The organism is Alcanivorax sediminis (assembly GCF_009601165.1).
Lineage (GTDB): Bacteria > Pseudomonadota > Gammaproteobacteria > Pseudomonadales > Alcanivoracaceae > Alcanivorax > Alcanivorax sediminis.
In genome coordinates, this window is record NZ_WIRE01000001.1 from 2,216,947 (window position 1) to 2,239,047 (window position 22,101).

The 22,101-nt window shown below is 58.0% G+C and carries 22 protein-coding genes; 11 read left to right on the forward strand and 11 right to left on the reverse strand.

Annotated features, from left to right (window positions below):
• The first annotated feature begins 91 nt into the window (after positions 1–91).
• Both GFN93_RS10090 and GFN93_RS10095 read left to right on the forward strand, forming a co-directional pair.
• Positions 92–3,391 (forward strand): Ig-like domain-containing protein, encoded by a 3,300-nt coding sequence (locus tag GFN93_RS10090; RefSeq protein WP_153500974.1) that lies wholly within the window; start codon positions 92–94, stop codon positions 3,389–3,391.
• Positions 3,391–4,254, forward strand: a complete 864-nt coding sequence (locus tag GFN93_RS10095) for an OmpW/AlkL family protein (protein ID WP_153500975.1) — start codon at positions 3,391–3,393, stop codon at positions 4,252–4,254. Before GFN93_RS10090 ends, GFN93_RS10095 begins: the two co-directional genes overlap by 1 nt.
• A 124-nt stretch (positions 4,255–4,378) precedes the next feature.
• On the opposite strand, the gene GFN93_RS10100 is transcribed toward GFN93_RS10095, so the two are convergent.
• Positions 4,379–5,350, reverse strand: coding sequence for an NAD(P)H-quinone oxidoreductase (locus GFN93_RS10100; RefSeq protein ID WP_235901782.1), 972 nt, complete (start codon positions 5,348–5,350; stop codon positions 4,379–4,381).
• A gap of 110 nt (positions 5,351–5,460) precedes the next feature.
• On the opposite strand from GFN93_RS10100, the gene GFN93_RS10105 reads away from it, so the two are divergent.
• From GFN93_RS10105 to GFN93_RS10125, 5 genes are all read left to right on the forward strand, one after another.
• Positions 5,461–6,480: an MBL fold metallo-hydrolase gene (locus GFN93_RS10105; protein ID WP_153500976.1), complete on the forward strand. Its 1,020-nt coding sequence runs from the start codon at positions 5,461–5,463 to the stop codon at positions 6,478–6,480.
• A gap of 196 nt (positions 6,481–6,676) precedes the next feature.
• Positions 6,677–7,843, forward strand: coding sequence for an acyl-CoA dehydrogenase (locus GFN93_RS10110; protein WP_153500977.1), 1,167 nt, complete (start codon positions 6,677–6,679; stop codon positions 7,841–7,843).
• Between the two features lie 75 nt (positions 7,844–7,918).
• The gene (locus GFN93_RS10115; protein ID WP_153500978.1) at positions 7,919–8,746 is read left to right on the forward strand and encodes a YbaY family lipoprotein; all 828 of its coding nucleotides are present in this window, start codon (positions 7,919–7,921) and stop codon (positions 8,744–8,746) included.
• A gap of 87 nt (positions 8,747–8,833) precedes the next feature.
• Positions 8,834–9,181 (forward strand): DUF3302 domain-containing protein, encoded by a 348-nt coding sequence (locus GFN93_RS10120; protein ID WP_153500979.1) that lies wholly within the window; start codon positions 8,834–8,836, stop codon positions 9,179–9,181.
• Positions 9,181–10,308 carry an HlyD family secretion protein gene (locus tag GFN93_RS10125; RefSeq protein WP_153500980.1) on the forward strand — a complete coding sequence of 376 codons (1,128 nt, stop codon included), beginning with the start codon at positions 9,181–9,183 and terminating at the stop codon, positions 10,306–10,308. Before GFN93_RS10120 ends, GFN93_RS10125 begins: the two co-directional genes overlap by 1 nt.
• On the opposite strand, the gene GFN93_RS10130 is transcribed toward GFN93_RS10125, so the two are convergent.
• The gene (locus GFN93_RS10130) at positions 10,302–10,556 is read right to left on the reverse strand and encodes a hypothetical protein (RefSeq protein WP_153500981.1); all 255 of its coding nucleotides are present in this window, start codon (positions 10,554–10,556) and stop codon (positions 10,302–10,304) included. The genes GFN93_RS10125 and GFN93_RS10130 overlap by 7 nt on opposite strands.
• A 73-nt stretch (positions 10,557–10,629) precedes the next feature.
• Here GFN93_RS10130 and GFN93_RS10135 point away from each other — a divergent pair, with 73 nt between their 5' ends.
• The 3 genes from GFN93_RS10135 (at position 10,630) to GFN93_RS10145 (ending at position 12,617) form a co-directional block, all read left to right on the forward strand.
• Positions 10,630–11,226: a YigZ family protein gene (locus tag GFN93_RS10135; protein WP_328594730.1), complete on the forward strand. Its 597-nt coding sequence runs from the start codon at positions 10,630–10,632 to the stop codon at positions 11,224–11,226.
• Positions 11,227–11,324: 98 nt separating this feature from the next.
• Positions 11,325–11,732, forward strand: coding sequence for a DUF1330 domain-containing protein (locus GFN93_RS10140; RefSeq protein WP_153500982.1), 408 nt, complete (start codon positions 11,325–11,327; stop codon positions 11,730–11,732).
• A 141-nt stretch (positions 11,733–11,873) separates the two neighbouring features.
• Complete coding sequence (locus GFN93_RS10145; protein WP_153500983.1) at positions 11,874–12,617, forward strand: dienelactone hydrolase family protein; 744 nt, start codon at positions 11,874–11,876, stop codon at positions 12,615–12,617.
• A gap of 102 nt (positions 12,618–12,719) precedes the next feature.
• Here the strand turns inward: GFN93_RS10145 and GFN93_RS10150 are convergent, their stop codons facing one another.
• The 4 genes from GFN93_RS10150 to GFN93_RS10165 form a co-directional block, all read right to left on the reverse strand.
• Positions 12,720–13,145, reverse strand: a complete 426-nt coding sequence (locus tag GFN93_RS10150) for a DUF3617 domain-containing protein (RefSeq protein ID WP_153500984.1) — start codon at positions 13,143–13,145, stop codon at positions 12,720–12,722.
• Between the two features lie 32 nt (positions 13,146–13,177).
• Positions 13,178–13,816 (reverse strand): endonuclease III, encoded by a 639-nt coding sequence (nth, locus tag GFN93_RS10155; RefSeq protein ID WP_153500985.1) that lies wholly within the window; start codon positions 13,814–13,816, stop codon positions 13,178–13,180.
• Between the two features lie 201 nt (positions 13,817–14,017).
• Positions 14,018–14,554, reverse strand: coding sequence for a glycine zipper 2TM domain-containing protein (locus tag GFN93_RS10160; RefSeq protein WP_153500986.1), 537 nt, complete (start codon positions 14,552–14,554; stop codon positions 14,018–14,020).
• Positions 14,555–14,681: 127 nt separating this feature from the next.
• Positions 14,682–15,242: a hemerythrin domain-containing protein gene (locus GFN93_RS10165; RefSeq protein WP_194285788.1), complete on the reverse strand. Its 561-nt coding sequence runs from the start codon at positions 15,240–15,242 to the stop codon at positions 14,682–14,684.
• A gap of 127 nt (positions 15,243–15,369) precedes the next feature.
• Between GFN93_RS10165 and GFN93_RS10170 the strand changes: the two genes are divergently transcribed.
• Positions 15,370–15,801, forward strand: coding sequence for a hypothetical protein (locus GFN93_RS10170; RefSeq protein ID WP_153500988.1), 432 nt, complete (start codon positions 15,370–15,372; stop codon positions 15,799–15,801).
• Positions 15,802–15,930: 129 nt separating this feature from the next.
• Here GFN93_RS10170 and GFN93_RS10175 read toward each other — a convergent pair whose 3' ends face one another.
• The 5 genes from GFN93_RS10175 to rsxB all read right to left on the reverse strand — a co-directional run bounded on the left by GFN93_RS10175 (position 15,931) and on the right by rsxB (position 22,028).
• Positions 15,931–16,644: an electron transport complex subunit E gene (locus GFN93_RS10175; RefSeq protein ID WP_153500989.1), complete on the reverse strand. Its 714-nt coding sequence runs from the start codon at positions 16,642–16,644 to the stop codon at positions 15,931–15,933.
• Positions 16,637–17,284 carry an electron transport complex subunit RsxG gene (rsxG, locus tag GFN93_RS10180; protein ID WP_153500990.1) on the reverse strand — a complete coding sequence of 216 codons (648 nt, stop codon included), beginning with the start codon at positions 17,282–17,284 and terminating at the stop codon, positions 16,637–16,639. The genes GFN93_RS10175 and rsxG overlap by 8 nt, the downstream gene beginning before the upstream one ends.
• Before the next feature lie 2 nt (positions 17,285–17,286).
• Positions 17,287–18,309: an electron transport complex subunit RsxD gene (rsxD, locus tag GFN93_RS10185; protein ID WP_153500991.1), complete on the reverse strand. Its 1,023-nt coding sequence runs from the start codon at positions 18,307–18,309 to the stop codon at positions 17,287–17,289.
• Between the two features lie 97 nt (positions 18,310–18,406).
• Entirely contained in the window at positions 18,407–21,361 is a 2,955-nt protein-coding gene (gene rsxC / locus GFN93_RS10190) for an electron transport complex subunit RsxC (protein ID WP_153500992.1), read from the reverse strand.
• An 82-nt stretch (positions 21,362–21,443) separates the two neighbouring features.
• The gene (gene rsxB, locus GFN93_RS10195) at positions 21,444–22,028 is read right to left on the reverse strand and encodes an electron transport complex subunit RsxB (protein WP_153500993.1); all 585 of its coding nucleotides are present in this window, start codon (positions 22,026–22,028) and stop codon (positions 21,444–21,446) included.
• Positions 22,029–22,101 lie beyond the last annotated feature (73 nt).

Here is a 22,101-nt window from a genome sequence, read left to right on the forward strand (position 1 = left end):
CAAACACTAACGCGCAGATACCAGCGCACCATCGAATGCATTGACCCTCTTCCGTGACTATGTAGTCCGAAAATAAGAACAGGGTGAAACAATGCGAACAAAAAATTTCCTCACCACTTACCGCATGCTCCTGCTGCTACCGCTGCTTTACGCCTGCGAAGAAGAGCCGGATGTCTTTATCCCGCCGGATCCAGGTGAAGCGCTGATCTACGCCTATCCTGCAGATGGCATGGTGGACCTGCCTACGGGCAGCAAGATGGTGCTGACTTTTTCTTCCCGGGTAAGGCCATCGGCTCTTACAGCAGAGTGCGAACAGGATGGTGACAATTTCAGGGGGGCAATTTGTCTGGCTGACAGTGATGGAACCCTGGTTGATCTGTCCACAGCAGTGCTGAGCAACAATGGCCGAACATTGACGTACTCGATGAAAAATTTGCGTGAAGGTGAGGAGTACCGGTTGTGGTTGTCCAGCGGCATTGCCCGAGATGTGGTCAACCTTAATCAGAAAGCGCCTTTGATCACTTTCCGCACCCGTCAGTATTCCACGGTACCTGGGGTGGCAGCGCAGGTGCTGGCCATCAATATGGAAAGTCCGGACGTGTATCTGCCAAATTCCGGGGTGAAAGGCCATTTCCCGTTCATGGATTTCGCTCCGGTGCGGATGACCTTCTCGGAGCCCCTGGTACAGAGTTCGGTGCAGTACGGAGACACTATCCGTTTGGAGCATCTGCTCCGCGATGAGCAGGGCGAGTTGACTGGAGAGGTGGCGCTGGTCGACGTCAATATGCTGTCCGAGCGCCAGTACATCACTCTGGATCCCCGTGAAGATCTGATCGGCGGGGAAACCTATCAGGTCTTCCTGTCAGGTCTGAAAGATTTCGATAATGACGCCGTGGCTGACGTGGTTTACGAGTTTGTGCCGTTCCTGTCCAAGGATAATGTGAGCGATGCCAATCCGCCGATTCGTCAGCTGATGAAAGCCAATCCAACTCTGGGAGACGCCGGCTATCCGTCACGTTCCCGATTGCATGGCGAACCGCTCAACCAATTCAACCTGGAAACTGTAGCGCTGGGTATTACCAGGGTGGATACCCAGCCGGTCACTTTGGAAGGTTGGTTGGGCAAGCCCTCGAAATTCCCCTACGCCACTCCGGTGGTGGCACGCGCAGGTCAGCAGCTGCGCATTTCCGGGCTCAACCCTGTGAAACTGGGTGGGGAAGTGGATACCAAGATTGTAACGGGTGACATCATCGGCACCTTTGTCACCGACGTGACCGGTTTCCTGACACCCAACCCCTATCGTCCAAAAGGATTCAATCCAGACGATGACTTTGCACCGCTGCATGTGTACATGGATTTCGATCTGGCCATGCATGCCCAGAACCCGAACGGTAATGGCTCCATCAATCAGAACCTGATGCATATCCGTGCGGTGGGTGTGGTGGACGTGAAAGACGGTGCCCTGACTTTCGAAGTGTTCCGGACCATGGAGCTGGATCTGTTTAGTGGCGCCACCACCATCAGTGCAGATTTTGCACTGGGGGTGCGTGCCGATGTGGACTTCCCGTACGACAAGAGCAATGCAGAACCCCTGGTGATTACCGGTAGTTTGCCGGTCGACGGTGAGCCGGCCGCCAACCCGGCAGATAACCTCATTCTCACGTTCAACGAGCCGGTGGACCCTGCAGGCCTGGCAGGGGTCACGCTGACCAACCTGACATCGGGTAGCGATGTGCCAATCCAGGTCCGCAGCACCGGCTCTGCGGTGGTGGTCACCCCGCTCAGCCCGATGGCGCGGGGCGCGGATTTCCAGCTGAGTCTGGGGGCTGGCATCGCAGACATGGGCCTGTATGAACCTTCCCCCTTGCAGCTGAGTGCCAATGACGCCACCGGTGGTGATGGGATGCTGAATTTCAGTACCTCGAGCTATGCCTTTTCCGAGGTGCCGATTCCTGCGCCGATTCTGCTCGGCATGTATCCGGGGATTGGTTGTGCGCTGGTGGATATCGATCTGCAGGAAGGCAAGGCGGGCCGTTGTGCAGGCGGAATTGGTGCAGAGGAAGCCGCGGCGGACGATACCCTCACTGCCGATTTGCTCTACAACGATTTTGTGTATGACGTCAGCCGGCCCATCGAAATGACGTTCAACCAGCCGATGGATCTTGCGTCCCTGGCACCCGGCGAGATTGCCGCCGACGGGAGCCAGTGCGATACCGGTGCAATCTGCCTTGGCGAAAGGGTGAACGGCAACTGGGTAAGCATTCCTCTTTCATTGCAGAAAAATCCCCTGCGCGCGCGGGCCTATCCTGAAGCGAACAGGGTCATTGTCGGTGAGCAATACCGCATTGTGATCAATGGTACCGGCACCACCTTCCTGAGCGATGACAGCATTGGTGGGCAGGCACTCAACACTGATCCACTCAATGGTATTGCCGATGGTGGCGGTGGTCCCAACATCGTTCTGGATATCACGGCGGAAGGGGACAGCGGTGCCATTTATGCGACCGTACTGACCCGTGACTACACCGATGTGAATGGCAATGGCTATCAGGATGAGGATGAAGTAGCTGCCGAGCGAAACTATGCGACGGCCACAATCAAGGAGTTTGGTGGTCTGATCACCGACGCTTCTCTGGATCAGGGGGTGGCATATACCTCCGGCGCATTACCGATGGCCTTCCTCGAGAAGCGTCCGATGGATCTGGGTTACTTCGGAATGGTCCACCCGCAAGGTGGAGACGACAATGACTGGTGTGTGCCTGAGCCGGACGTCAATGGCGAGACCTTCTGCTTTCGAACGGAAGGCGATTTCATGATCCCGGTAGAAATTAACCCGGAGATTGTGATGGGTACTCAGCTCGGCATGACGGCCACCGGTGCTTTCCTGATACCGCTGGAACTGGATACCGGTCCACTTGTGTTGCGCTTCAGCCCTTATTTCGATGATCCGGAACGCCCGCTGCTTGGCTTTGTGGTGAATGAGGAAGGCTCGGATGAAATGCAGTTTGTGGCCCGGCTCGATGCGCTGATGGATGCGCCGGATATAGCCATTCTGGGAGGTCTGGCCGAAGGCAATGTGCGCAGTGTCCAGTTGCAGTCCTACGTGAAGGGGCCGGTGAAATATCTGCCCAGCGGCCAGATTGCGCTGGAGTCCGCCAACGTGACGGCCATGGAGGCGGACCTGGCTCTGAAGATCAACAGCGAGTTTCTTGATATTCCGCTGATTGGTGATTTGTTTGCGGGTTTGCTTGATGCCATCCAGAGCGGGGCCCCTGCATTGGCAACCGCCAAGTTAGGGATCGACAGGGACGAGTTCAGGATTCGGGTGGTGAACTCCCATGCCAAGGCGCTGATGACCACGGCTGAACAACTGAACGGGGGAGCACAATAATGAAAATGATCATGCGCAAACTCCTGCTCCCCGGGTTGATGCTGATGTCATCGGGCGCGATAGCCGAACAGGACATGTACGGCCCTGATTACCCGCTGGTGAAGTTCACACAAAGCATTTTTGGGGAGGATCGTCTGTATTTCCGTGCTGGCGCCATTCACATGTCCCCGGACATCAAGACGCGATCGATTACCCTCAGCAATCTCTCCGAGATCGCAGAGGTGGCCGTGGAACCTGGGGAGCAGGAGGGGGAGGCATTCAGTGATCCGCTCACCATTCCTGCGGCCATAGTCGGTTACAAACTTCGCTGGAAACTGTGGGGCGGTGGCTGGTCCGTGGAAACCATGGCAGCCCTGCCGCCCACCCTGGATCTGAAGGCCAAGGGCAAGCTGGCGGATGAGCCGCTGGTCACCGAGGCCAACGGCATTCCAACTGGAGTACCGGCACTGGGCGAGAAAGTAGCAGAAACCAAGGTGGCGCCGCCCATGGTGACGTTGGTGAAACGTTTCCGCAATGGCCACAACTTTCGTCCCTATGCCGGTCTGGGGGCAGTGTACCTGTTCACCTATGACAGCCATGTCACCAACCCAATTCTCACCGAAGTGGGGGAGCCCGAACTGGAGATCGAAGACAAGTTCGGCTGGGTGGGGCAGCTGGGCGCGGACTGGCGTCTAAGTGATTACTGGTGGCTGGCGGCGGATGTGAAGTACATCAGCGTCAAGGAAGTCTCGGCCAAGATGGAGCGGACTTTTATCCGTGCACCAGGTTTGCCGCAGTACCAGTATGCGGCGGTGGGTGATGCTGAGTTTGTGGCCGACATGAATGTGTATGCGTTCACTCTCGGAGTGGGCTTTACCTTCTGATTCCAGTCCTTGCAGGAATGTCTACCCGGCATTCCTGCAGTCACTCCTGAGTGTTTTGGTCATTGAGGCCGTCAGGGCCAGCAGGGATAGTGTTTATATCCCGGTTCAGCGTACTTCCATGCCCTCATGCTCTGATCGTAATAACCCGCTTTCCGCTAAAGTCGCTGTCCCGCATATGGGCATGGGCGTCGGGTGCGTCAGCAAAGTCGAACGTCTCAAGGGGCAGTGGCGACAGCTGGTCGCCAGCGAACAGCGGTGCCAGCCGGTCGTTGAATATCTGACTCATGCGAATGCGGTTTTCCAGCGGCTGGCTGCGCATGGTCATGCTTTTCAGTGTTTGTCGTTTCATCAGCAGGTTGCCCAGGTTCAGCTCCGTTGTCACCCCACCGAGAAGGCCAATGTTGACCAGGGTTCCCTCCGGGCGCAGCCCTTTCAGGACGGTGTTCCAGTCCGGTCCGACCATGTCCAGTACCACGGCTACGCCTTCGCCCCCGGTGAGGGTGTCCAGTTGGTCAGCAAGGCTGAGGTCATCGGTGACCTCCGCCATGAGCCCCAGGCTCCGGGCAGTGCCCAGCCGCGAAAGGTCTCGGCTGCTGCCGATGGGCCGGGCTCCAAGCGCCTTGGCCAGCTGGGTGGCGGCCAGTCCCACGCCGGCGGTGGCCGGGCGGATGAGGCACCACTGACCAGATTGCAGACCACCCTCCAGAAACAGGGCCCGGTAGGCAGTCAGAAAGGCTTCGGGCAGGGTGGCTGCCTGGGCAAAATCCAGCCCTGCTGGCACAGGCAGGGCTTCCCGCTCGTAGGTGACGATCTGTTCCGCATAGGCACAGCCCGGCACCAGCCCCATGACCCGGTCGCCCACTTGACGCGTCTGAACACGATTACCCACAGCACTGACGACACCCGCGTATTCGAGACCGGGAATCCGGTTATCGGTCCCTGGCGGGGCAGGGTAGAGGCCCTGCACCTGCAACAGGTCAGCCCGATTCACTCCAATCGCATGGACCGTGACGACGATTTCGTCCGGACCCGGTTCAGGATCAGGCAAGGTGGCAAGTTGAAGTTGACGATCCTCAATACACCAGGCTCGCATCATGGTGCTCCTTTGAAACGTTGCAGCTACACAAGGCTCGGTACATAACTGGGCGGGATGGGGTTGCTCCTGTGCCCTGCCAACCCTCTGCGGTGAAAACCTGAAGGTAATTTATGTCTCTACAGTATCCGTTTGCTGATCTGCCGTCTTCCGGCCAGCGTTTCAAGGTGGCCGACGGGGTTTACTGGCTGCGGTTCCCGCTGCCGTTTGCTTTGGATCATATCAATCTCTGGTTGCTGGAAGACACTGGCGGCTGGACGGTGGTGGATACAGGGCTTGGCATCAGGCCGAGCCAGTCAATCTGGAAGGGGGTGCTGGCGGAACAGCTGGATGGCAAACCGCTGACAAGGGTGATCGTGACTCACTACCACCCGGATCATCTTGGGCTGGCCGGCTGGCTGGAGCAGGAAACCGGGGCGCAGGTATGGATCAGTCGCGGGGAGTGGGTGCTGGCCAATGACATCTGTGACTCTCCCGAGAGAGACACCATTGAGCGAATACGTACCTTTCTGGGTAGACATGGCCTTGGCGGTGATGATCTGGACAAGGTGGCGGGCAAGGGCAACGGGTTTCGCCGTGTGGTGCAGCCACTGCCTGCCAATCCCTGTTTTCTGGCGGCAGGGGATGCGTTGACGATCAATGGCCAGCGCTGGGCTGTGCATGTTGGATGTGGTCATTCGCCGGAGCATCTGTGTCTGTATCGAGAAGAGGATCACCTGCTGATCAGTGGCGATCAGGTGCTGCCGACCATCTCCAGCAATCTGAATGTGCGAGCCTCGGATCCGGATATGGATCCGGTCACCGACTTTGTGAACAGCCTTGAGGCGCTGCGGGATAACCTGCCCGACGACACTCTGGTATTGCCTGCCCATGGTTTGCCTTTCCGTGGCTTGCGGGAGAGGGTGGATGCGCTGGTGCATCACCATGAAGAGCAACTGGATCGGGTGCAGGCGGCTTGCCTGCAACACCCTCAATCGGCGTTCGACATGTTGCCGGTGTTGTTCAATCGCAAGCTGGATGTCCAGCAACTGATGTTCGCCATGGGCGAAAGCATTGCGCACCTGAACTGTCTGATGCTGCAGGGCAGGGTGGCGCGCAGGGAAGTGGACGGGGTTTGGCGGTTCAGTGCATGAAACAGCTGCGAGGAACGAGTGACGAGTAACGAACGTCAAAACCCGTTTCTCTCCAGATGCTTTACCGGCCTTTATGCTGTTTCACCCGTAACACCAGCATCCTGCTCGCCACTCGCAACTCATACCTGTTTCTGGCATTTTGTCTACCTGATCCTTCACCTTGCCGCCTCGCGGCCTTTCGACCAGGAGACACCCCATGCAGGCCTTTGACTGGCGTGACCCGCTGTTGCTGGAAACACAGCTGACGGAAGATGAGCGCATGATTCGTGATGCGGCTCGTGAGTACTGTCAGAACAGCTTGATGCCTCGGGTGTTGGAAGCCAACCGCCACGAAATTTTCCATCGTGAAATCATGCATGAAATGGGGGCGTTGGGTTTTCTCGGGCCCACCATTCCCGAGCAGTATGGCGGCGCCGGTGTGAACCATGTGAGCTATGGTCTGGTGGCGCGGGAAGTGGAGCGGGTGGATTCCGGTTATCGCTCCGCCATGAGCGTGCAATCTTCCCTTGTGATGCATCCGATTCATGCGTTTGGTAGCGAACTGGTGCGCATGAAATACCTGCCAAAGCTGGCCAGCGGAGAGTGGGTGGGGTGTTTCGGATTGACTGAGCCGGATCATGGCTCGGATCCCGGTTCCATGAGCACTCGCGCGCAAAAGGTGGACGGCGGTTATCGCCTCAACGGAACCAAGACCTGGATCACCAATTCCCCCATCGCCGATGTGGCCGTGGTGTGGGCCAATCTGGAAGGCAAGATCCATGGCTTCGTGGTGGAGCGCGGTTATGCTGGTTTTTCCACACCAAAGATTGAAGGCAAATTCTCCCTGCGGGCATCCGTGACGGGACAGATCGTCCTGGAGGACTGTTTCGTTCCGGAAGAAAATCATCTGGATGTGGAAGGCTTGAAAGGTCCGTTCAGCTGCCTGAACAAGGCTCGTTATGGCATCAGCTGGGGCAGTATGGGGGCGGCAGAATTCTGCTGGCATGCCGCACGCCAGTACACCCTGGATCGCAAACAGTTCGGTCGCCCGCTTGCGCAAACCCAGCTGATCCAGAAAAAGCTGGCTGACATGCAGACGGAAATTACGCTTGGTCTGCAGGGCGCTTTGCAGCTTGGCCGGTTGATGGATAGCGGGCAGTGGGCACCGGAGATGGTGTCACTGATGAAACGCAACAATTGTGGCAAGGCCATCGATATCGCTCGTCAGGCGCGGGACATGCATGGCGGAAATGGGGTCAGTGATGAGTACCATGTGATTCGTCATGTGATGAATCTGGAAGCGGTCAATACCTATGAAGGGACCCATGATGTGCATGCCCTGATTCTGGGCCGAGCCCAGACTGGCTTGCAGGCGTTCAGTTAATTGATGGCCGATGCGGAATGAATCCACCTGTGTGATGGTCTGATGACAGATACACACCCCGGATAGGACGATGCCATGAACGATACACTTGCCTCCAGACTGTTTGAACGCTGCGCTGTGCTTGTCGCACTGGCGTTCGCGCTAATACTGCCCGGCTGTGATAACAGCAACACAGCTTCTGACAAAAGCAATCACCCGCAGACGACACAGAAGGATGAGCAGCGAGTGATCAGCGGCAAGGTGATGTATCGGGAACGGGTAGCGTTGCCGGAAAATGTGACCGTGACGGTGATCCTGGCAGATGTATCCCGTGCGGATGCCCCCATGAAGGTGCTGGCAGAGGAGCATATCGATAATCCGGGGCAGATCCCGATCCCGTTCAGCCTGCGTTACCGAACGGCCGCCGTGACTCAGAGCCATCCATTGGCCTATGCGATCAGGGGCGAAATCCGGGATGCGGATGGCATCTTGTTGTGGACCACCACAGAGCGTCATCCGGTGGATCTGAGCAGTGAAGTGGCGCCCGATGAGATCACGTTGATGCTGCAACGAGTCGCTTCTGCGAGGACGCCTGCGATGTCATCAGCCATGGAGGATGCCCGTGACGCCGGGGCGTCCTTCTGGGCCATGGGTAATGAACCTGGTTGGCATGCGGTGATTTATCCGGACGAGCGAATCGATTTTGTGGGTGATTACGGCAGTAACGAAGTCACCCTCCCGTACGTACATCCGGCCATCGAAGGCACGGAAAGCCGCTATCAGACTGGTGATGAAGAACATCAGATGACTCTGTCGATCAGCGAACAGGGTTGTCAGGACACCATGAGTGACACCCCTTTTGAATATACCGTGCGAGTGACACTGAACGAGCATGAGTATCGGGGGTGTGGCCGCAATCTGTAAGCTTTGCCTTTTACCGTAACGGCTTTTTGTTAATATCGCTGAATCGCGGCGGGTAATTGCCGGTGGATTACAACAAGGACGCTTCCCATGCTCAGCTATGTTGCTCTGGGGCTGCTGGTGTTTGTCGCGCTGGTGCTCTTTTATGGCGTTATTGCCATTCACGATATCCCCTACGAAATATCCAAAGAACGCAACCATCCACATCAGGATGCCATTCATGTGGCGGGCTGGGTGAGCCTGTTTACACTGCATGTGTTGTGGCCGTTCCTGTGGATCTGGGCAACCCTGTATCGCCCGGAGCGTGGCTGGGGATTTCAGACCCTTCAGGAGCAGCAAAAAGTCGATGAAGCCTTGCTGATAGAGCTGCAGGAAAAACTGGATGCCCAGGCACAGCGAATTGCTGCTCTGGAAGAGAAGTTGGAGGGACAGGGCTGATGGAAACCTTGTTGCTCCTTACCTACACAGCGATTTGTATTTTTATCTTCAAGGTGTTCAAGGTGCCACTGAACAAGTGGACGGTGCCCACAGCCGTGCTGGGCGGCATCATCCTGATTGGTTCTCTGGTGTTACTGATGAACTACAACCATCCCTTTACCAGCAAGGTACGCCAGATTTATATCGTGACACCGATAGTTTCTGAAGTGCGTGGCCGGGTGGTGTCGGTGCCGGTGAAAGCCAACACACCCGTAAAGCAAGGTGATCCCCTGATCATTATCGATGATACCCGCTTCAAGGCTCGCGTCGCCAAGCTGGAAGCGCAGTTGGCGGATACCAGCCAGTTGGCCAGGGGCAATGTATCTGCAGTGTCTCAAGCTCGTGCCAAGGTGGCACAGGCCAAGGCGAAACGTGATCAGGCGGTGCACACCCTGGAGCGTTATGAGGGCGCACCCTCCGCGTTCAGCGCACAGCAGCTGGACACCCAACGTGAACGGGTAATTGCCACCAATGCCGATTTGCAGGCGGCGAAGGCGGCGCTGGAGCAGGCCGAGACCCAGTTGAGTGGTGAGGTGAACGGCGACGACCCTGCGGTAGCGGCCATCAAGGCGCAGCTGGAGGAGGCACGTTTCAATCTGGATAACACCGTCATTCGCGCGCCCACCGACGGCTTTGTTACCCAGTTGGCAGTGAAGCCCGGAATGATGGCCGTTCCGTTACCTCTCAAGCCGGTAGCCAATTTTATCAGTCATCAGGATCGCCGTTATGTGGCTGCCTTCCGGCAGCAATCCCTGCTCCGTCTCAAGCCAGGTTATGAGGCAGAACTCACGTTTACCTCATTGCCGGGGCAGGTGTTTACGGCAGAAGTGGACGAAGTGTTGCCGACCATTGCGGAAGCCCAGCTTTCGGCGGGCCAGCAACTGGTCGGTGCGGCGGCATTCCAGAACATGAGCAACGAAGCGCTGGTGGTGCTGAAAATGGATAAGAACGCTGAACTGGAATCCCTGCCATTGGGCATGAACGCTCAAGCCGCGGTGTATTCAGACCATGTGCATCATGTCGCGGTGATGCGAAAGATTCTGTTAAGGATGACCAGCTGGCGACACTATCTCTACCTGGATCACTGATCCTCTTCACGGGCGGCCTCGGGCCGCCCGTTTTGGTTGGCCTGCGCGGGCGCGAGCCACTGGTAGCAGAACCGGCCCAGCGCCAGCCAGAAGAGCGCGACAAACAACAGAAAGAACACGCTGCCGCCCTGGTACAAGGACCACAGCCATGGCGCAAACACCGCACCGCTCATGATCATGGCCGTTGTGAAGGCGAGAATCCGGCGGCGGCGCAGACGATATTCTGTCGGCTCTGTGGGCGTGTTCATGCCTGCTTCCGTTAGCTAAGTATGGGATGGGTACTTTACCATAGGAACCCAACCCCTCGTCTGGAGAGCCCCCATCAACGGTTATGCTGTTCCCGCTGGTCCTGTGGACCGCGAGATCATTATCAACAAGAGCCGCTTTATCTCCTGGCTACGGCCGGTCGCCGACCGTGATGCGGCCATGGCGGTGGTGGAAGAAGCACGGCAGTTGTATCCGGATGCCACTCATCACTGCTATGCCTATCTTCTGGGTAATCCGTCCTCGGCACAGGCGGCCATGAATGATGACGGCGAACCTTCCGGTACCGCGGGAAAACCGATCTTCAATGTGATTCAGCACAAGGGGCTGAGTGATGTTCTGGTCGTGGTGATTCGGTACTTTGGTGGTGTGAAGCTGGGGGCCGGTGGACTGGTGAGAGCCTATGCTGCGGCGGCAGAAGCGGTATTGGCCGAGGTGGAACGGGTTGAGCATGTACCGTTACTCCATGCCCGGCTGAGCATGGATTTTTCCCTGGAGCAGCGGTTGCGACACTGGGTGGATCAACATCAGGGACAAGTATTGAATGTGGAGTACGGTCAGCAGGTCGCCATGCAACTGTCTGCGCCACTCGAGCATCTCGCGGACCTGGAGGCACTCTGCGCGGCAGAACAGATAGCGATGTCGGCAGACTGACAGCATCTGCGCTATCGGTGTCGCCCGTTACCCTTTCCGCTATGGCATTTTCCTGAGATGGTTGGTCAAGCCTACAACAACAATGCAGAGGAACGCCCATGAGCAGCTCGTCGATCATCGATCCCAACCCGGCCACGTTGCCAGACATCATGGCCTCCCTGCCCGATGATACCCCCATCGTCATGCTCAACCTTTTGCGCTTTCGGCAAACCGCCCGCTATAAAGAGGGTGAAGCGAGTTACAGCGGCCGAGAGGCTTATCAGAAGTACTCTGAGGTGGCGTTCGGCAAGGTGCAGGGCGTCGGGGGCGAAATGGTCTGGAAGGGGCGGGCCCTTGCCGGTGTCATCGCACCGCAAGAGGAGCAGTGGGATAGCGTGTTGCTGGTGCGCTACCCGAGCAAGCAGGCCTTTATGTCCATGCTGGCGGATCCAGAGTATCGCGAGGCCACGAAGCATCGTACTGCGGCTCTGGAAGAGGCGCGTCTCATCGCCATGCAGGAAAACTGAAGGATCATGGCGGGTGAATAACGGAGGGTTAGAAGTCGGGACAGGGAGTGGCCCGGTTGGACAGGGGCAGAATTTGTCGCTGGTAGTAGTCTTCATGTTTGGTTATCAACTACCCATCATTCACTCTTAATTGGTTTTGCTATGTCCAACCAACCCGTAGGCATTCCCATCCCCGGCGGCCATACCATGCGGGCCCGCTGGCTCCGCCCGGCCACGGCCAACCCGAACAAGGCGGCAGTGATCGCTATCCACGACATCTTTGGCTACACGGATGACATTGAGCGTATTGCCCAACGTCTGGCTGATAACGGTTACCCGGTGCTGGTCCCGGATCTGTATGACTTGCCGGGGAGCAAGGCCCTGTGTGTGGTAAAAACCCTGAAGGCCCATGAAACAGGCAAAGGCCCGGCGTTTGAACAACTGGAAGCTTGCCGACACTGGTTACTGGACCAGGATGAAGAGCCGGTGGAGCAGATTGGGGTCATGGGCTTTTGTATGGGGGGGCGCTTTGCGGTGCTGTATGCCAGCCAGGCGCCGGTGCAGGTGGTGGCGCCTTTCTACGGCGGTATTCCCAAAAAGGCAAAAAGCATAGAGGGCATTTGTCCGGCAGTAGGGGGCTGGGGGCGTGATGATGTGTTGTATGGCGATCACGGCGAGCGACTCGCCAGCCATCTGGACAAACTGGGTGTGCCCCACGATGTGAAGACCTACGATAACGTGGGCCACTCCTACATGAATAACCACCAGGGGTTCATCTTCAAGAAGCTTGGCCCGTTGCCGCCGCTTCGCTCCAGGTTTGATGCCAATGCGTCTGAGGACAGCTGGCAGCGGGTGTTGGTGTTTTTCGAGAAGGTGTTCTCCGGAGAGATCACGGCCGCAGGCTAATATCGGTCGATATGGTCCAGGGCTTTGCAGGAACCCATGCATTCATGGGCTCCTGCAAAGAAAACCCTGCCAGCGCGGTGGTGCTTTCGCCATTGCGGGCAGTTAATTTTCGCACTCTCCCGCCCATTCGCCTTCGATGCGGGTTTTCATCTGCTGATTGTTGCCCTTCATGGTCATTTCGCTGGTGTAGTGCTTGCGGTCATGCACCACCATCTTTCCTGATACCCGGGTTTGGGCGGAGGTGCCAGGCATGGTGCAGTCGGCGCTCCAGGTCAGGGTGTCGCCGTTACGTTTGAGCTTGGTGTTGCTGCAATTATCTTCCTTCCATTTGTTCTTCATGGATGCCTCAAGATCGCTGGCATCATCTGCACTCATGCAGTCTTGCTGAACTCGTGTGCGCATATTTTCCGGGATGCCGGGGGCTTCCATCTCCATGGAGAGCGTCCACCGGCCGGGAGTGAGTTCGGTGGCCTGGATAAACGGGGAGAGAAGTAGCAGGCAGGCAGGAACGGTAAGGGAGCGTTTCATGACGAATCCTTTCGTTATGGCCCTGTTCGGGTTCAGGGCGTGCGTTTGCTCGGTGGAAATTCGCACAGATCGGCAATGAGGCACTCGCCGCACTTGGGCTTGCGGGCCGTGCACACGTAGCGACCGTGCAGAATCAGCCAGTGATGAGCATCGCGCAGAAACTCTTCCGGTACCAGCCGGACCAGCCTTTTTTCGACTTCCAGCACATTTTTGCCTGGGGCAATACGGGTGCGATTGGAGACCCGGAAAATATGGGTGTCCACGGCAATGGTGGGGTAGCCATAGGCGGTGTTGAGCACCACGTTGGCGGTCTTGCGGCCAACACCGGGCAGGGCTTCCAGCTCTTCGCGCGTGCGGGGCACCTGGCTGTCGTGCTGATCAATCAGCATCCTGCACAGCTGGATGATGTTTTCTGCCTTGGAATTGAACAAGCCGATCGTTTTGATGTACTGCTTGAGGCCATCAAGCCCAAGTGCATAAATGGCTTCCGGGGTATTGGCCACGGGATACAGTTTGGCAGTGGCCTTGTTCACGCCCACGTCCGTTGCCTGGGCGGACAGTACCACGGCTACCAGGAGCTCGAAGTCTGAGCTGTATTCCAGTTCGGTGGTGGGGTGGGGGTTCTGGTCCCGCAGGCGGGAAAAGATTTCGGTACGTTTCTCGCGATTCATGGTCTTGTCCTGAGTTCGCGAAGAAGTATAGCGGATCTTGCTGGGGGGAGCAGGGGTTGGGAAATGGTACTGACGCCTTTACGGATAAGGTGCCGTATTCGTTCAACAAGTTGAATCTCCCACCAGTGACCCCGCATCAGCGAGGGCCTGTGTGTGGGAGATTCAGCTTGCTGAACAAATGGCTTTCAGCATGGCTTGGGGTTACTGCTGGGCCGTGACTACCTGGCCCTCTTCGATACGCAGTCGTTCGCCGGGTTTCTTGTCCATGCGAATGGTCTCTTCCACCTCGTTAAACACATACGTCACATCGTAGCCTTCGGTGCGGCTGCGGCTTTCCATGACAGTATTACAACGCTGTTCGGTGGTCGTGTAAGTGTTCTTCTCCTGCATGCCTTTTTGAACCTTGTTGCCAGCGATACCGCCGACAATGGCACCACCGGCTGTGGCCGCATCCTTACCGCTGCCGCCGCCGAACTGGTGGCCGATTACCCCGCCGATGACGGCGCCAACCACACTACCGGTTACCCGGTGCTCATCCTTCACCGGCTTTTGGTGAGTGACAGTGATGTCCTGACAGGTCTCGCGGGGCTCCTCCCAGCGTTTCACTATGGGTTCCACTTTGGTCACGGTGGCGTAACCGGAAGTAGGCGGGGTCATGACGCGGTAGGCACCATATCCAGCACCGGCAATCGCAACTGCACCGGCCAGGCTGAGAGTAGCAACAGCAACGCTTTTCATGGTGAATCTCCTGTTATCCGTTATTTGCTGATTTTGAGTCAGCGCTGGTGCAATTGGTTCTCGGCAAGATGCAAAAGAATGTTAATTGGGGTGTTCAATAAACAGGATGCCCCTGATTCACTGGCTTTCAGCCATAGGTCAGATAGACCGGCACCAGGATTTCCTCTTCGTTTTGCATGTGGCCATGCAGCATCTGCTCCAGATGATCGGCCTCTAGCCGGGCACTCTCCACTTCGGAACGTAACCGTAGTGCCTGCGCCGATTGTTGGCTGCGCAGGCGCAAAACCTCAAGCAGCTGATCAAGGGCATGGTGGTCCTGTTCCATGAGTTCAATGGCGGCGCCGAGGCGAGGGTGCTGTAGCTTGAAGGCGGGAAAGACGCTGCTGTCCTCAAAGCCATGATGGCTGTGCAGGTTACGCAAAAGGCCCTGCAGGTGTTGCTTAATGACCTGCGCCAGCTCTTGGGTTTCCCCTGTGCCCAGATCCTGATCCCTCAAGTTGAGCAGATGCGTCAGCGCGCCATGGTACTGTCTTGCCTGCCGTTTCAGGGCTCCATGGTTACGCAGTAATGCGCGCGCATCGCTGGTAAGAAAGTGCTCATGCTCGCGCCATTGCTCCCTGTCCAGCGGTAGCAGGGATTGCCGCACGGTGGCAGGCAGGGGGACTGAGGGAATAGCGATAATGGACATGGCAATCTCCGGTTGTGCAGGGGCCAGTGTGCAACTTTGTTTCCATGATGTGGATAGGGTTAAATGGCGGCGTTTGATCAGACTTTCTGATCCTGAAGCAGATTGATTCGAAGTGGGGCGCACAGGGATGTCACAACAAGACCAACAACTGGAAGCTGAATACTTCCATCTCACCAACCTGATTGACTCCTTTGACCAGAAGTCGCTGACCATCAAGGCCTGGAGTGTCACGCTGGCGGGTATTCTCGCAGGCTCCGGGGCCTTCTTTGACCGGCCCGGCATGCTCTGGGTTGGCGTATTTGGCAGCCTGATGTTCTGGCTGGTGGAAGGCCACTGGAAAGCGTTCCAGGCGGCGCACTATGCCCGTATCGAAAAGATCGAGGCACACTTTCGGGGTGAAGTGGATGAGATCGCCCCGTTCCAGAGTGCCATCAGCTGGGAGAAAAGTCGTCGTGCCGGCGGCACCCGAGAACTCATCCGAATCCTCGGCCTGCGCCATGTGTTTCTGCCGCACGGGTTGATGGCGGTGGCGTTGGTGGTAGCGGGTTTGTTGCTCTAGTGCTGCTGCAGGAGCCAGCCTGCTGGCGATGAGAGAAAGTTTTGAGGAGCGAGTTTCGAGTTGCGAAAACCGGGCAGCCATGGCGGTTTTGCTTTTCGAAACTCGCGACTCGAAACTCGTTACTGACTCTTAACTGACCTTGCCCGTGGTGCGAACCCGGCGGCTGACCTTGGGTTCGTCTGCGGCTTTGGCTTTCCGGGCTTCTTTCAGTCGTTTGTCGATCACGTTCTTGCCTGCAATGATCAAGCCCAGGCCAAGGAACGCGCCGGGGGGCAGGATGGCGAGCAGGAAGCCGCCGTAGTTCTCGATCACGTTCAGTTGCCAGTTGGCGGCCATGGGGCCAAACAGCAACTGCATGTTGGTGAACAGGGTGCCCTGGCCGACGAGCTCACGCATGCCGCCGAGAATCAGCAATATCACCAGAAAACCCAGTCCCATCATGAAGCCATCCACGGCGGAGGGCAGGATCGGATTCTTGCTGGCAAAGGCATCCGCGCGGCCAAGGACGGTACAGTTGGTCACGATGAGAGGAATGAAGATGCCAAGGATTTCATACAGCTCGAACGTGTAGGCCTGCATCAGCATTTCGATCACGGTGGTCATGGCCGCAATGATCATCACGAAAGCGGGCAGGCGCACGGCATCGGTGACATAGCCCCGGATCACTGAAACACAGACATTAGAGCCTACCAGTACCACCAGCGTGGCCAGACCCAGGCCAAGGGCGTTGACCACGGAACCGGTGACTGCCAACAGCGGGCATAGTCCCAGAATCTGCACGGTGGCCGGGTTGTTGTTCCACAGCCCATCCATGCTTATCTTGCGATAATTCACATCACTCATCACAGACCTCCGCCGCAACGGTTTCGGCTTCTGCCGCAAACAGGCTATCGCGGTTGGCGTCGAAGTATTTCAGGGCACGGTGCACAGCACCGACCACCGCACGGGGGGTAATGGTGGCTCCGGTTAAGCTGTCGAACTCACCGCCATCTTTTTTAACTGCCCAGCCATCCTCATCGGGGTTGCTCAGGGAGCGACCATCGAAGCTGAAGATCCAGTCGGATTTCTTGGTTTCGATATTGTCGCCCAGACCCGGAGTCTCATTGTGTGGCGGTACGACACGTACGCCACTGATGTTGCCATCTGCGTTCACGCCCACGATCAGCGAGATATTGCCACCGTATCCATCGGGGGCGGTGGCTTCCAGCACCGCACCACTGGCGTTATCACCCAGTCGGGCCCGGTAGATATGCTGCTCGCCGCGGCCCAGCGAGGGATCGCTGACGGTGATGCGGTCGGACAACAAATCATTATCGTGCAGATCATGAGGCATCACTTCATTCAGTGAAGACATCAGGGCCTGCTGACGATTGCACTCCACCTTTGTGATGGTCAGCTCGTTGGTGACGGCCAGTGTTGCCGCGGTACCAATGGCAAACAGGCTCAGGATTACAGCGTTTTTAGTAATGGCGTAACGCATCATGATCAGGCGCCTCCCGTGCCACGATTGGGCTTGTCATGACCGTAGGTGCGCGGCTGGGTGTAGTAATCAATGAACGGAGCGCTCAGGTTCAGCAGCAACACCGAAAAGGCTACAGCATCCGGGTAGCCGCCGAAGCTGCGAATCACCCAGATCAGCACACCAATCAACAGGGCATACACCAGGCGACCCATGCGGCTCGTGGCGGCACTGACCGGATCGGTGGCAATAAAGAAGGCCCCCAGCATGGCGCCGCCAGAGAGCAGATGGAATGACGGGTCTGCAAAGCGCACCGGATCAATTTGCCAGGCGATGAAAGCCGGTATGGCCAGGCCAGCCAGAAAGCCGGCAGGGATGTGCCAGGTGATTATCTTGCGGCTGATCAGGTAAAGGCCACCGAGCAGGAAAGCCAGGTTGACCCACTCCCAACCCTGCCCGGCGATGTCGCCATGCAGAATGGCATGGGAGGCCAGCTCGGATTCATTGCCGGCCCAGGTGCGAAAGGTGTCCAGGGGGGTGGCGCCACTGAGTCCGTCCACGGGCAATTGGCCGGTAAACAACTGAAGGCTTTGCATGAAACCGGGGGCTTCCCCCGGCGCAATCCACTGGGTCATGGCCACCGGGAATGAAATCAGCAGCAGCACGTAACCGACCATGGCCGGATTAAACGGGTTCATGCCCAGACCGCCATAAAGCTGCTTGGCCACAATGATGGCGAAGCTCACCCCGATCAGGGTCAGCCACCACGGTGCTGTGGGTGGCAAGGCCAGGGCCAGTAATACTGCAGTGAGCACCGCACTGTAGTCCTTCAGATAGAAGCCCACGTTGCGGCCGCGCAGTTTCAGGAACAGGGCTTCGCTGAGCACGGCAACGAGAACGGCCCACAGCACATTGATCACGCTGCCCCAGCCAAACTGCCAAGTCAGCACCGCCAGGCCGGGCAGGGTGGCGTAGATCACCTGGCGCATAAATGCACCGGTGTTGTTCTTTACCGAGGCGTGGGGCGAGGTGGAGGTAATCAGGCTCATTGGCTCACTCCGGGCGCGATCATCGCGCCGCAAGCGACGCTCCTGCAGGGGGCTGTGCCTGTTGTCAGGCGTTTGGCAGTCAGCATCAGGCGATCTCTCATTCCACCAGCCCCTGTTCTTCCATGGCCTGCTTCAGCGCCTTGCGGGCAATCTGGGCTTCAGCTTCCATTGCCTTGAGTTCGGATTGCAGTGCTTCAAGCGCTTCTTCGCTGCTGCTACTGCCCAGTTTTTCGAGTTCCAGCTGTTTGTCTGCCAGTGCGCTTTCAGCCCGGGCCGCTTCCAGCTTGAGAGTCTTGAGATCCTTGCCGGTGTGTGCGCGAATGTCTGCCTTGGCTTCTTCAATCAAGGCATCAAGGGCATCACGGGCGATGTCCGCCTTGTGCTTGAGCTTGTCGACTTTGCGCTGCATGTCATTGAGCTCGTCTGCAGAGACTTCCTCTTTGCGCTCAGCACGCTCGAAAGCCGCATGGGCTTCCTTATATTGCTTGTGAGCCATGTTATAGGCTGTCTTCAGAGCCTTGAGGCGCTTTTGCCGCTTGGCGGCAGCTTCCGGATCCACGGCCGCCAGTGACTGCGGGGCGGTGGCTTCGGGAACCTTGGGCGGATCGGTGGGGACCGGAGGTGCCTTGGTGGTGACGGGGGCAGCCGCTTTGGCGTCACGCAGCTCCGCTTTCCAGTGGTCGGCTTCGCCCTTGAGTCTGTCGGCCTCAGCGCGCAGCTCGGCAGCATTGCCCGCACCGTTTTCTTCAGCTTCCTTGGCGGTTTTCACTGCAGCCTTGTAGGCCGAGGCAACGTCGCCCACCTTTTTCTTCAACTCAGCCACAGGGTCGGCAGAAGGCGCCGGAGCGGAAGGGGTGGAAGGGGTGGAGGGAGCAGAAGGCGAGGGGCTTGCCGGTGCATTGGCCTTGGCATCGCGCAATTCCGCCTTGAGCTGATCTGCGGCAGCTTTGAGTTCGTCAGCCCGGGTGCGCAGTTCGCTGGCGTTTTCATCGCCGTTAGCCTCGGCTTCCTTGGCGACTTTGACGGCGGCCTTGTAGGCCGATGAGGCATCGCCAACCTGCTTCTTCAGCTCGGCCACCGGATCCACTTGCGGTACGGCAGCGACGCCAGTCGGTGCATTGGCCTTGGCATCACGGAGTTCGGCTTTGAGTTTGTCCGCGCTGGCCTTCAGTTCATCGGCCTGATTGCGAAGTGCGGTGGCGTTATCGTCACCATTGGCTTCGGCTTCCTTGGCCGCTTTGACAGCAGCCTTGTAGGCACTGGAGGCATCGCCCACCTTCTTCTTGAGGATGGCAACCATGTCTTCTGCGGGCGCAGCGGCCGGTGCGGCATTGCCCGCATCACGGACAGCGGCCTTGGCCTTGTCAGCGATTTCCTTGAGGCGGTCAGCCTCGGCTTTCAGCTCGGAGGCATTGGCTGCGCCTTCGGCGTCGGCTGCTTTGGCGGCTTTCACCGCCGCCTTGTAGGCCTTGGACGCTTCCAGTGACGCTTGCTTCAGGGCCGCGGTGTCCACCGCGGGTGCGGCTGCGGTTTCCTTCTTCTTGCGGTTGGCCTCAAGCCGTGCCTGACGACGGGCTTCTTTTTCGGCCTTTTCAGCATCGATACGGGCCTGACGAGCTTCGAAACGCTGGCGTGCCTTGTCGGCTTTCAGTTGGTCGGCCGCTTGTTGACGGACCGCGCCCTTGGCATAGCGGTAGTACTGTACCAGGGGGATGTGGCTGGGACAGACATAGGCGCAGGCGCCACACTCGATACAATCCATCAGGTTGTGGTGTTGGGCCTTTTCCAGGTCGTCGTTCTTGGCATGCCAGTAGAGCTGTTGGGGCAGCAGGTTGGCCGGGCAGACTTCGGCACAGGAGCCACAACGGATACAGGGTTGCTCCGGTGGCGGCTCGGGCAGTTCTTCCGGGCTGGCAGCAATAATACAGTTGGTGGTTTTCACCATGGGCACTGAAGGGTTGTGCAAGGTGAAACCCATCATGGGGCCGCCCATGACCAGGCGGCCGAGTTTGTCAGGCTCAACACCACCGTGGTGCAGCAAGTCGCTCACCGGGGTGCCAATCAGCACCTCATAGTTGCCGGGTTGTGCGACGCCATCGCCGGTGAGGGTGGTGACGCGTTGTATCAGCGGTTCGCCATCAATCACGGCGCGTTTGATGGCGTGGGCCGTCCCCACATTCTGGCATACCACGCCTACGTGGGCGGGCAACTGTCCACTTTTTACTTCCTTGCCCGTCAGGAGTTGGATTAGCTGCTTTTCGCCGCCGGAGGGATACTTGGTCGGTACCACCCGAATTTCGATGTCACAGCCCTTGCAGGCCTGCTTGATGGCCTTGATGGCCTCCGGTTTGTTGTCTTCGATACCGATGAGCGTACGACGCGGATTCAGCAGATACTGAAGAATATGAATACCGGTGATGATTTCGTCGGCGCGCTCGCGCATCAGGCGATCATCGGCGGTGATGTAGGGCTCACACTCCACCGCATTGATGAGCAGTTCTTCCACGCGCTGGTGGTCGCCCAGGTTCACCTTGATGCTGGTGGGGAAGCCTGCGCCGCCCATTCCGGCAATGCCTGCATGGCGAATAATGTCGACTAACTCGCCAGGGCTCTGCTCGGTGTAGTCACTCATGCCGCTGTGGGTAATCCACTCATCCTTGCCATCGGTATCGATCACAATACAGATGGCATCCATGCCCGATGGGTGCTGAATGGGGCGTGGTCCAATGGCGCTCACGGTACCTGAAGTCGGCGCATGGATGGCCGCGCTTACCGCACCCGTGGGTTCAGCGATCATCTGTCCTTTCAGAACCCGGTCACCGGGTTCCACCAGCGGCTTGGCTGGCGCACCAATGTGCATGTTCAGCGGCAAGATCAGTTGCGCGGGGAGGGGACCGGGGGCAATGTCGGTACCGTTGGACAGGTGCTTCATTTCCGGCGGATGAATGCCACCATGGAAATCATGAACAGACGCTGGACGCCTGACGCCCAACGCCAGACGCGCAAAAACAGAGCGCAGATTGCGAGTTTTGGTTTCCTGAGCCTGACTCATGGCTGCTGTCTCCAGGCTGGCAGGGGGATTACGATGTGGAACGGGGGCTGCGTCATGCGTCCGGCGTCCAGCGTCAGGCCTCTCATAGGTTTACCACCTCGATACGGCTGTCCGGGCGCTGGCCAATCCCGGCTGGGCGATTCCAGCCCCAGGTCTGGAGGGTGGGCTTCACAGGAACGATGTCGATGCAATCCACCGGGCAGGGCTCAACACACAGGTCACAGCCGGTGCACTCATCCACAATGACGGTGTGCATCAGTTTGGCGGCGCCGACAATGGCGTCCACCGGGCAAGCCTGGATGCACTTGGTACAGCCAATACACTCGTCCTCGCGGATATAGGCCACCTTGGCTACGGCGGCATCTTCAGCGCCGTCATCGTCCAGGGTCAGCTCATCACGGCCGAGCAGATCGGTCAGGGCATCTACCGTATCCTGCCCGCCGGGCGGGCAGCGGTTGTGCTCCTCTCCTGCGGCGATCGCTTCCGCATAGGGACGACAACCGGGGTGGCCACACTGACCGCACTGGGTTTGCGGCAGCAGACTGTCGATCTGGTCGACAATGGGGTCACCTTCCACCTTGAACTTCTCGGAGGCGAAACCAAGAATGGCGCCGAACACGGCGGCCAGCGCCAGCAGAGCAGCAACAGCAATCAGTACAGCGGTCATTGGCAGACTCCGTCTGCAGCCGGATGCTGGATGCGGGAAGCCGGACGAGAAAAAACAGTGCGTGGCAGCTGGG

Excerpts from the sequence above, each read along its gene's own strand:
- GFN93_RS10090 (WP_153500974.1), top strand. The coding sequence starts at position 92 with ATGCGAACAAAAAATTTCCTCACCACTTACCGCATGCTCCTGCTGCTA.
- GFN93_RS10095 (WP_153500975.1), top strand. The coding sequence starts at position 3,391 with ATGAAAATGATCATGCGCAAACTCCTGCTCCCCGGGTTGATGCTGATG.
- GFN93_RS10100 (WP_235901782.1), bottom strand. The coding sequence starts at position 5,350 with ATGATGCGAGCCTGGTGTATTGAGGATCGTCAACTTCAACTTGCCACC.
- GFN93_RS10105 (WP_153500976.1), top strand. The coding sequence starts at position 5,461 with ATGTCTCTACAGTATCCGTTTGCTGATCTGCCGTCTTCCGGCCAGCGT.
- GFN93_RS10110 (WP_153500977.1), top strand. The coding sequence starts at position 6,677 with ATGCAGGCCTTTGACTGGCGTGACCCGCTGTTGCTGGAAACACAGCTG.
- GFN93_RS10115 (WP_153500978.1), top strand. The coding sequence starts at position 7,919 with ATGAACGATACACTTGCCTCCAGACTGTTTGAACGCTGCGCTGTGCTT.
- GFN93_RS10120 (WP_153500979.1), top strand. The coding sequence starts at position 8,834 with ATGCTCAGCTATGTTGCTCTGGGGCTGCTGGTGTTTGTCGCGCTGGTG.
- GFN93_RS10125 (WP_153500980.1), top strand. The coding sequence starts at position 9,181 with ATGGAAACCTTGTTGCTCCTTACCTACACAGCGATTTGTATTTTTATC.
- GFN93_RS10130 (WP_153500981.1), bottom strand. The coding sequence starts at position 10,556 with ATGAACACGCCCACAGAGCCGACAGAATATCGTCTGCGCCGCCGCCGG.
- GFN93_RS10140 (WP_153500982.1), top strand. The coding sequence starts at position 11,325 with ATGAGCAGCTCGTCGATCATCGATCCCAACCCGGCCACGTTGCCAGAC.
- GFN93_RS10145 (WP_153500983.1), top strand. The coding sequence starts at position 11,874 with ATGTCCAACCAACCCGTAGGCATTCCCATCCCCGGCGGCCATACCATG.
- GFN93_RS10150 (WP_153500984.1), bottom strand. The coding sequence starts at position 13,145 with ATGAAACGCTCCCTTACCGTTCCTGCCTGCCTGCTACTTCTCTCCCCG.
- nth (WP_153500985.1), bottom strand. The coding sequence starts at position 13,816 with ATGAATCGCGAGAAACGTACCGAAATCTTTTCCCGCCTGCGGGACCAG.
- GFN93_RS10160 (WP_153500986.1), bottom strand. The coding sequence starts at position 14,554 with ATGAAAAGCGTTGCTGTTGCTACTCTCAGCCTGGCCGGTGCAGTTGCG.
- GFN93_RS10165 (WP_194285788.1), bottom strand. The coding sequence starts at position 15,242 with ATGTCCATTATCGCTATTCCCTCAGTCCCCCTGCCTGCCACCGTGCGG.
- GFN93_RS10170 (WP_153500988.1), top strand. The coding sequence starts at position 15,370 with ATGTCACAACAAGACCAACAACTGGAAGCTGAATACTTCCATCTCACC.
- GFN93_RS10175 (WP_153500989.1), bottom strand. The coding sequence starts at position 16,644 with ATGAGTGATGTGAATTATCGCAAGATAAGCATGGATGGGCTGTGGAAC.
- rsxG (WP_153500990.1), bottom strand. The coding sequence starts at position 17,284 with ATGATGCGTTACGCCATTACTAAAAACGCTGTAATCCTGAGCCTGTTT.
- rsxD (WP_153500991.1), bottom strand. The coding sequence starts at position 18,309 with ATGAGCCTGATTACCTCCACCTCGCCCCACGCCTCGGTAAAGAACAAC.
- rsxC (WP_153500992.1), bottom strand. The coding sequence starts at position 21,361 with ATGAGTCAGGCTCAGGAAACCAAAACTCGCAATCTGCGCTCTGTTTTT.
- rsxB (WP_153500993.1), bottom strand. The coding sequence starts at position 22,028 with ATGACCGCTGTACTGATTGCTGTTGCTGCTCTGCTGGCGCTGGCCGCC.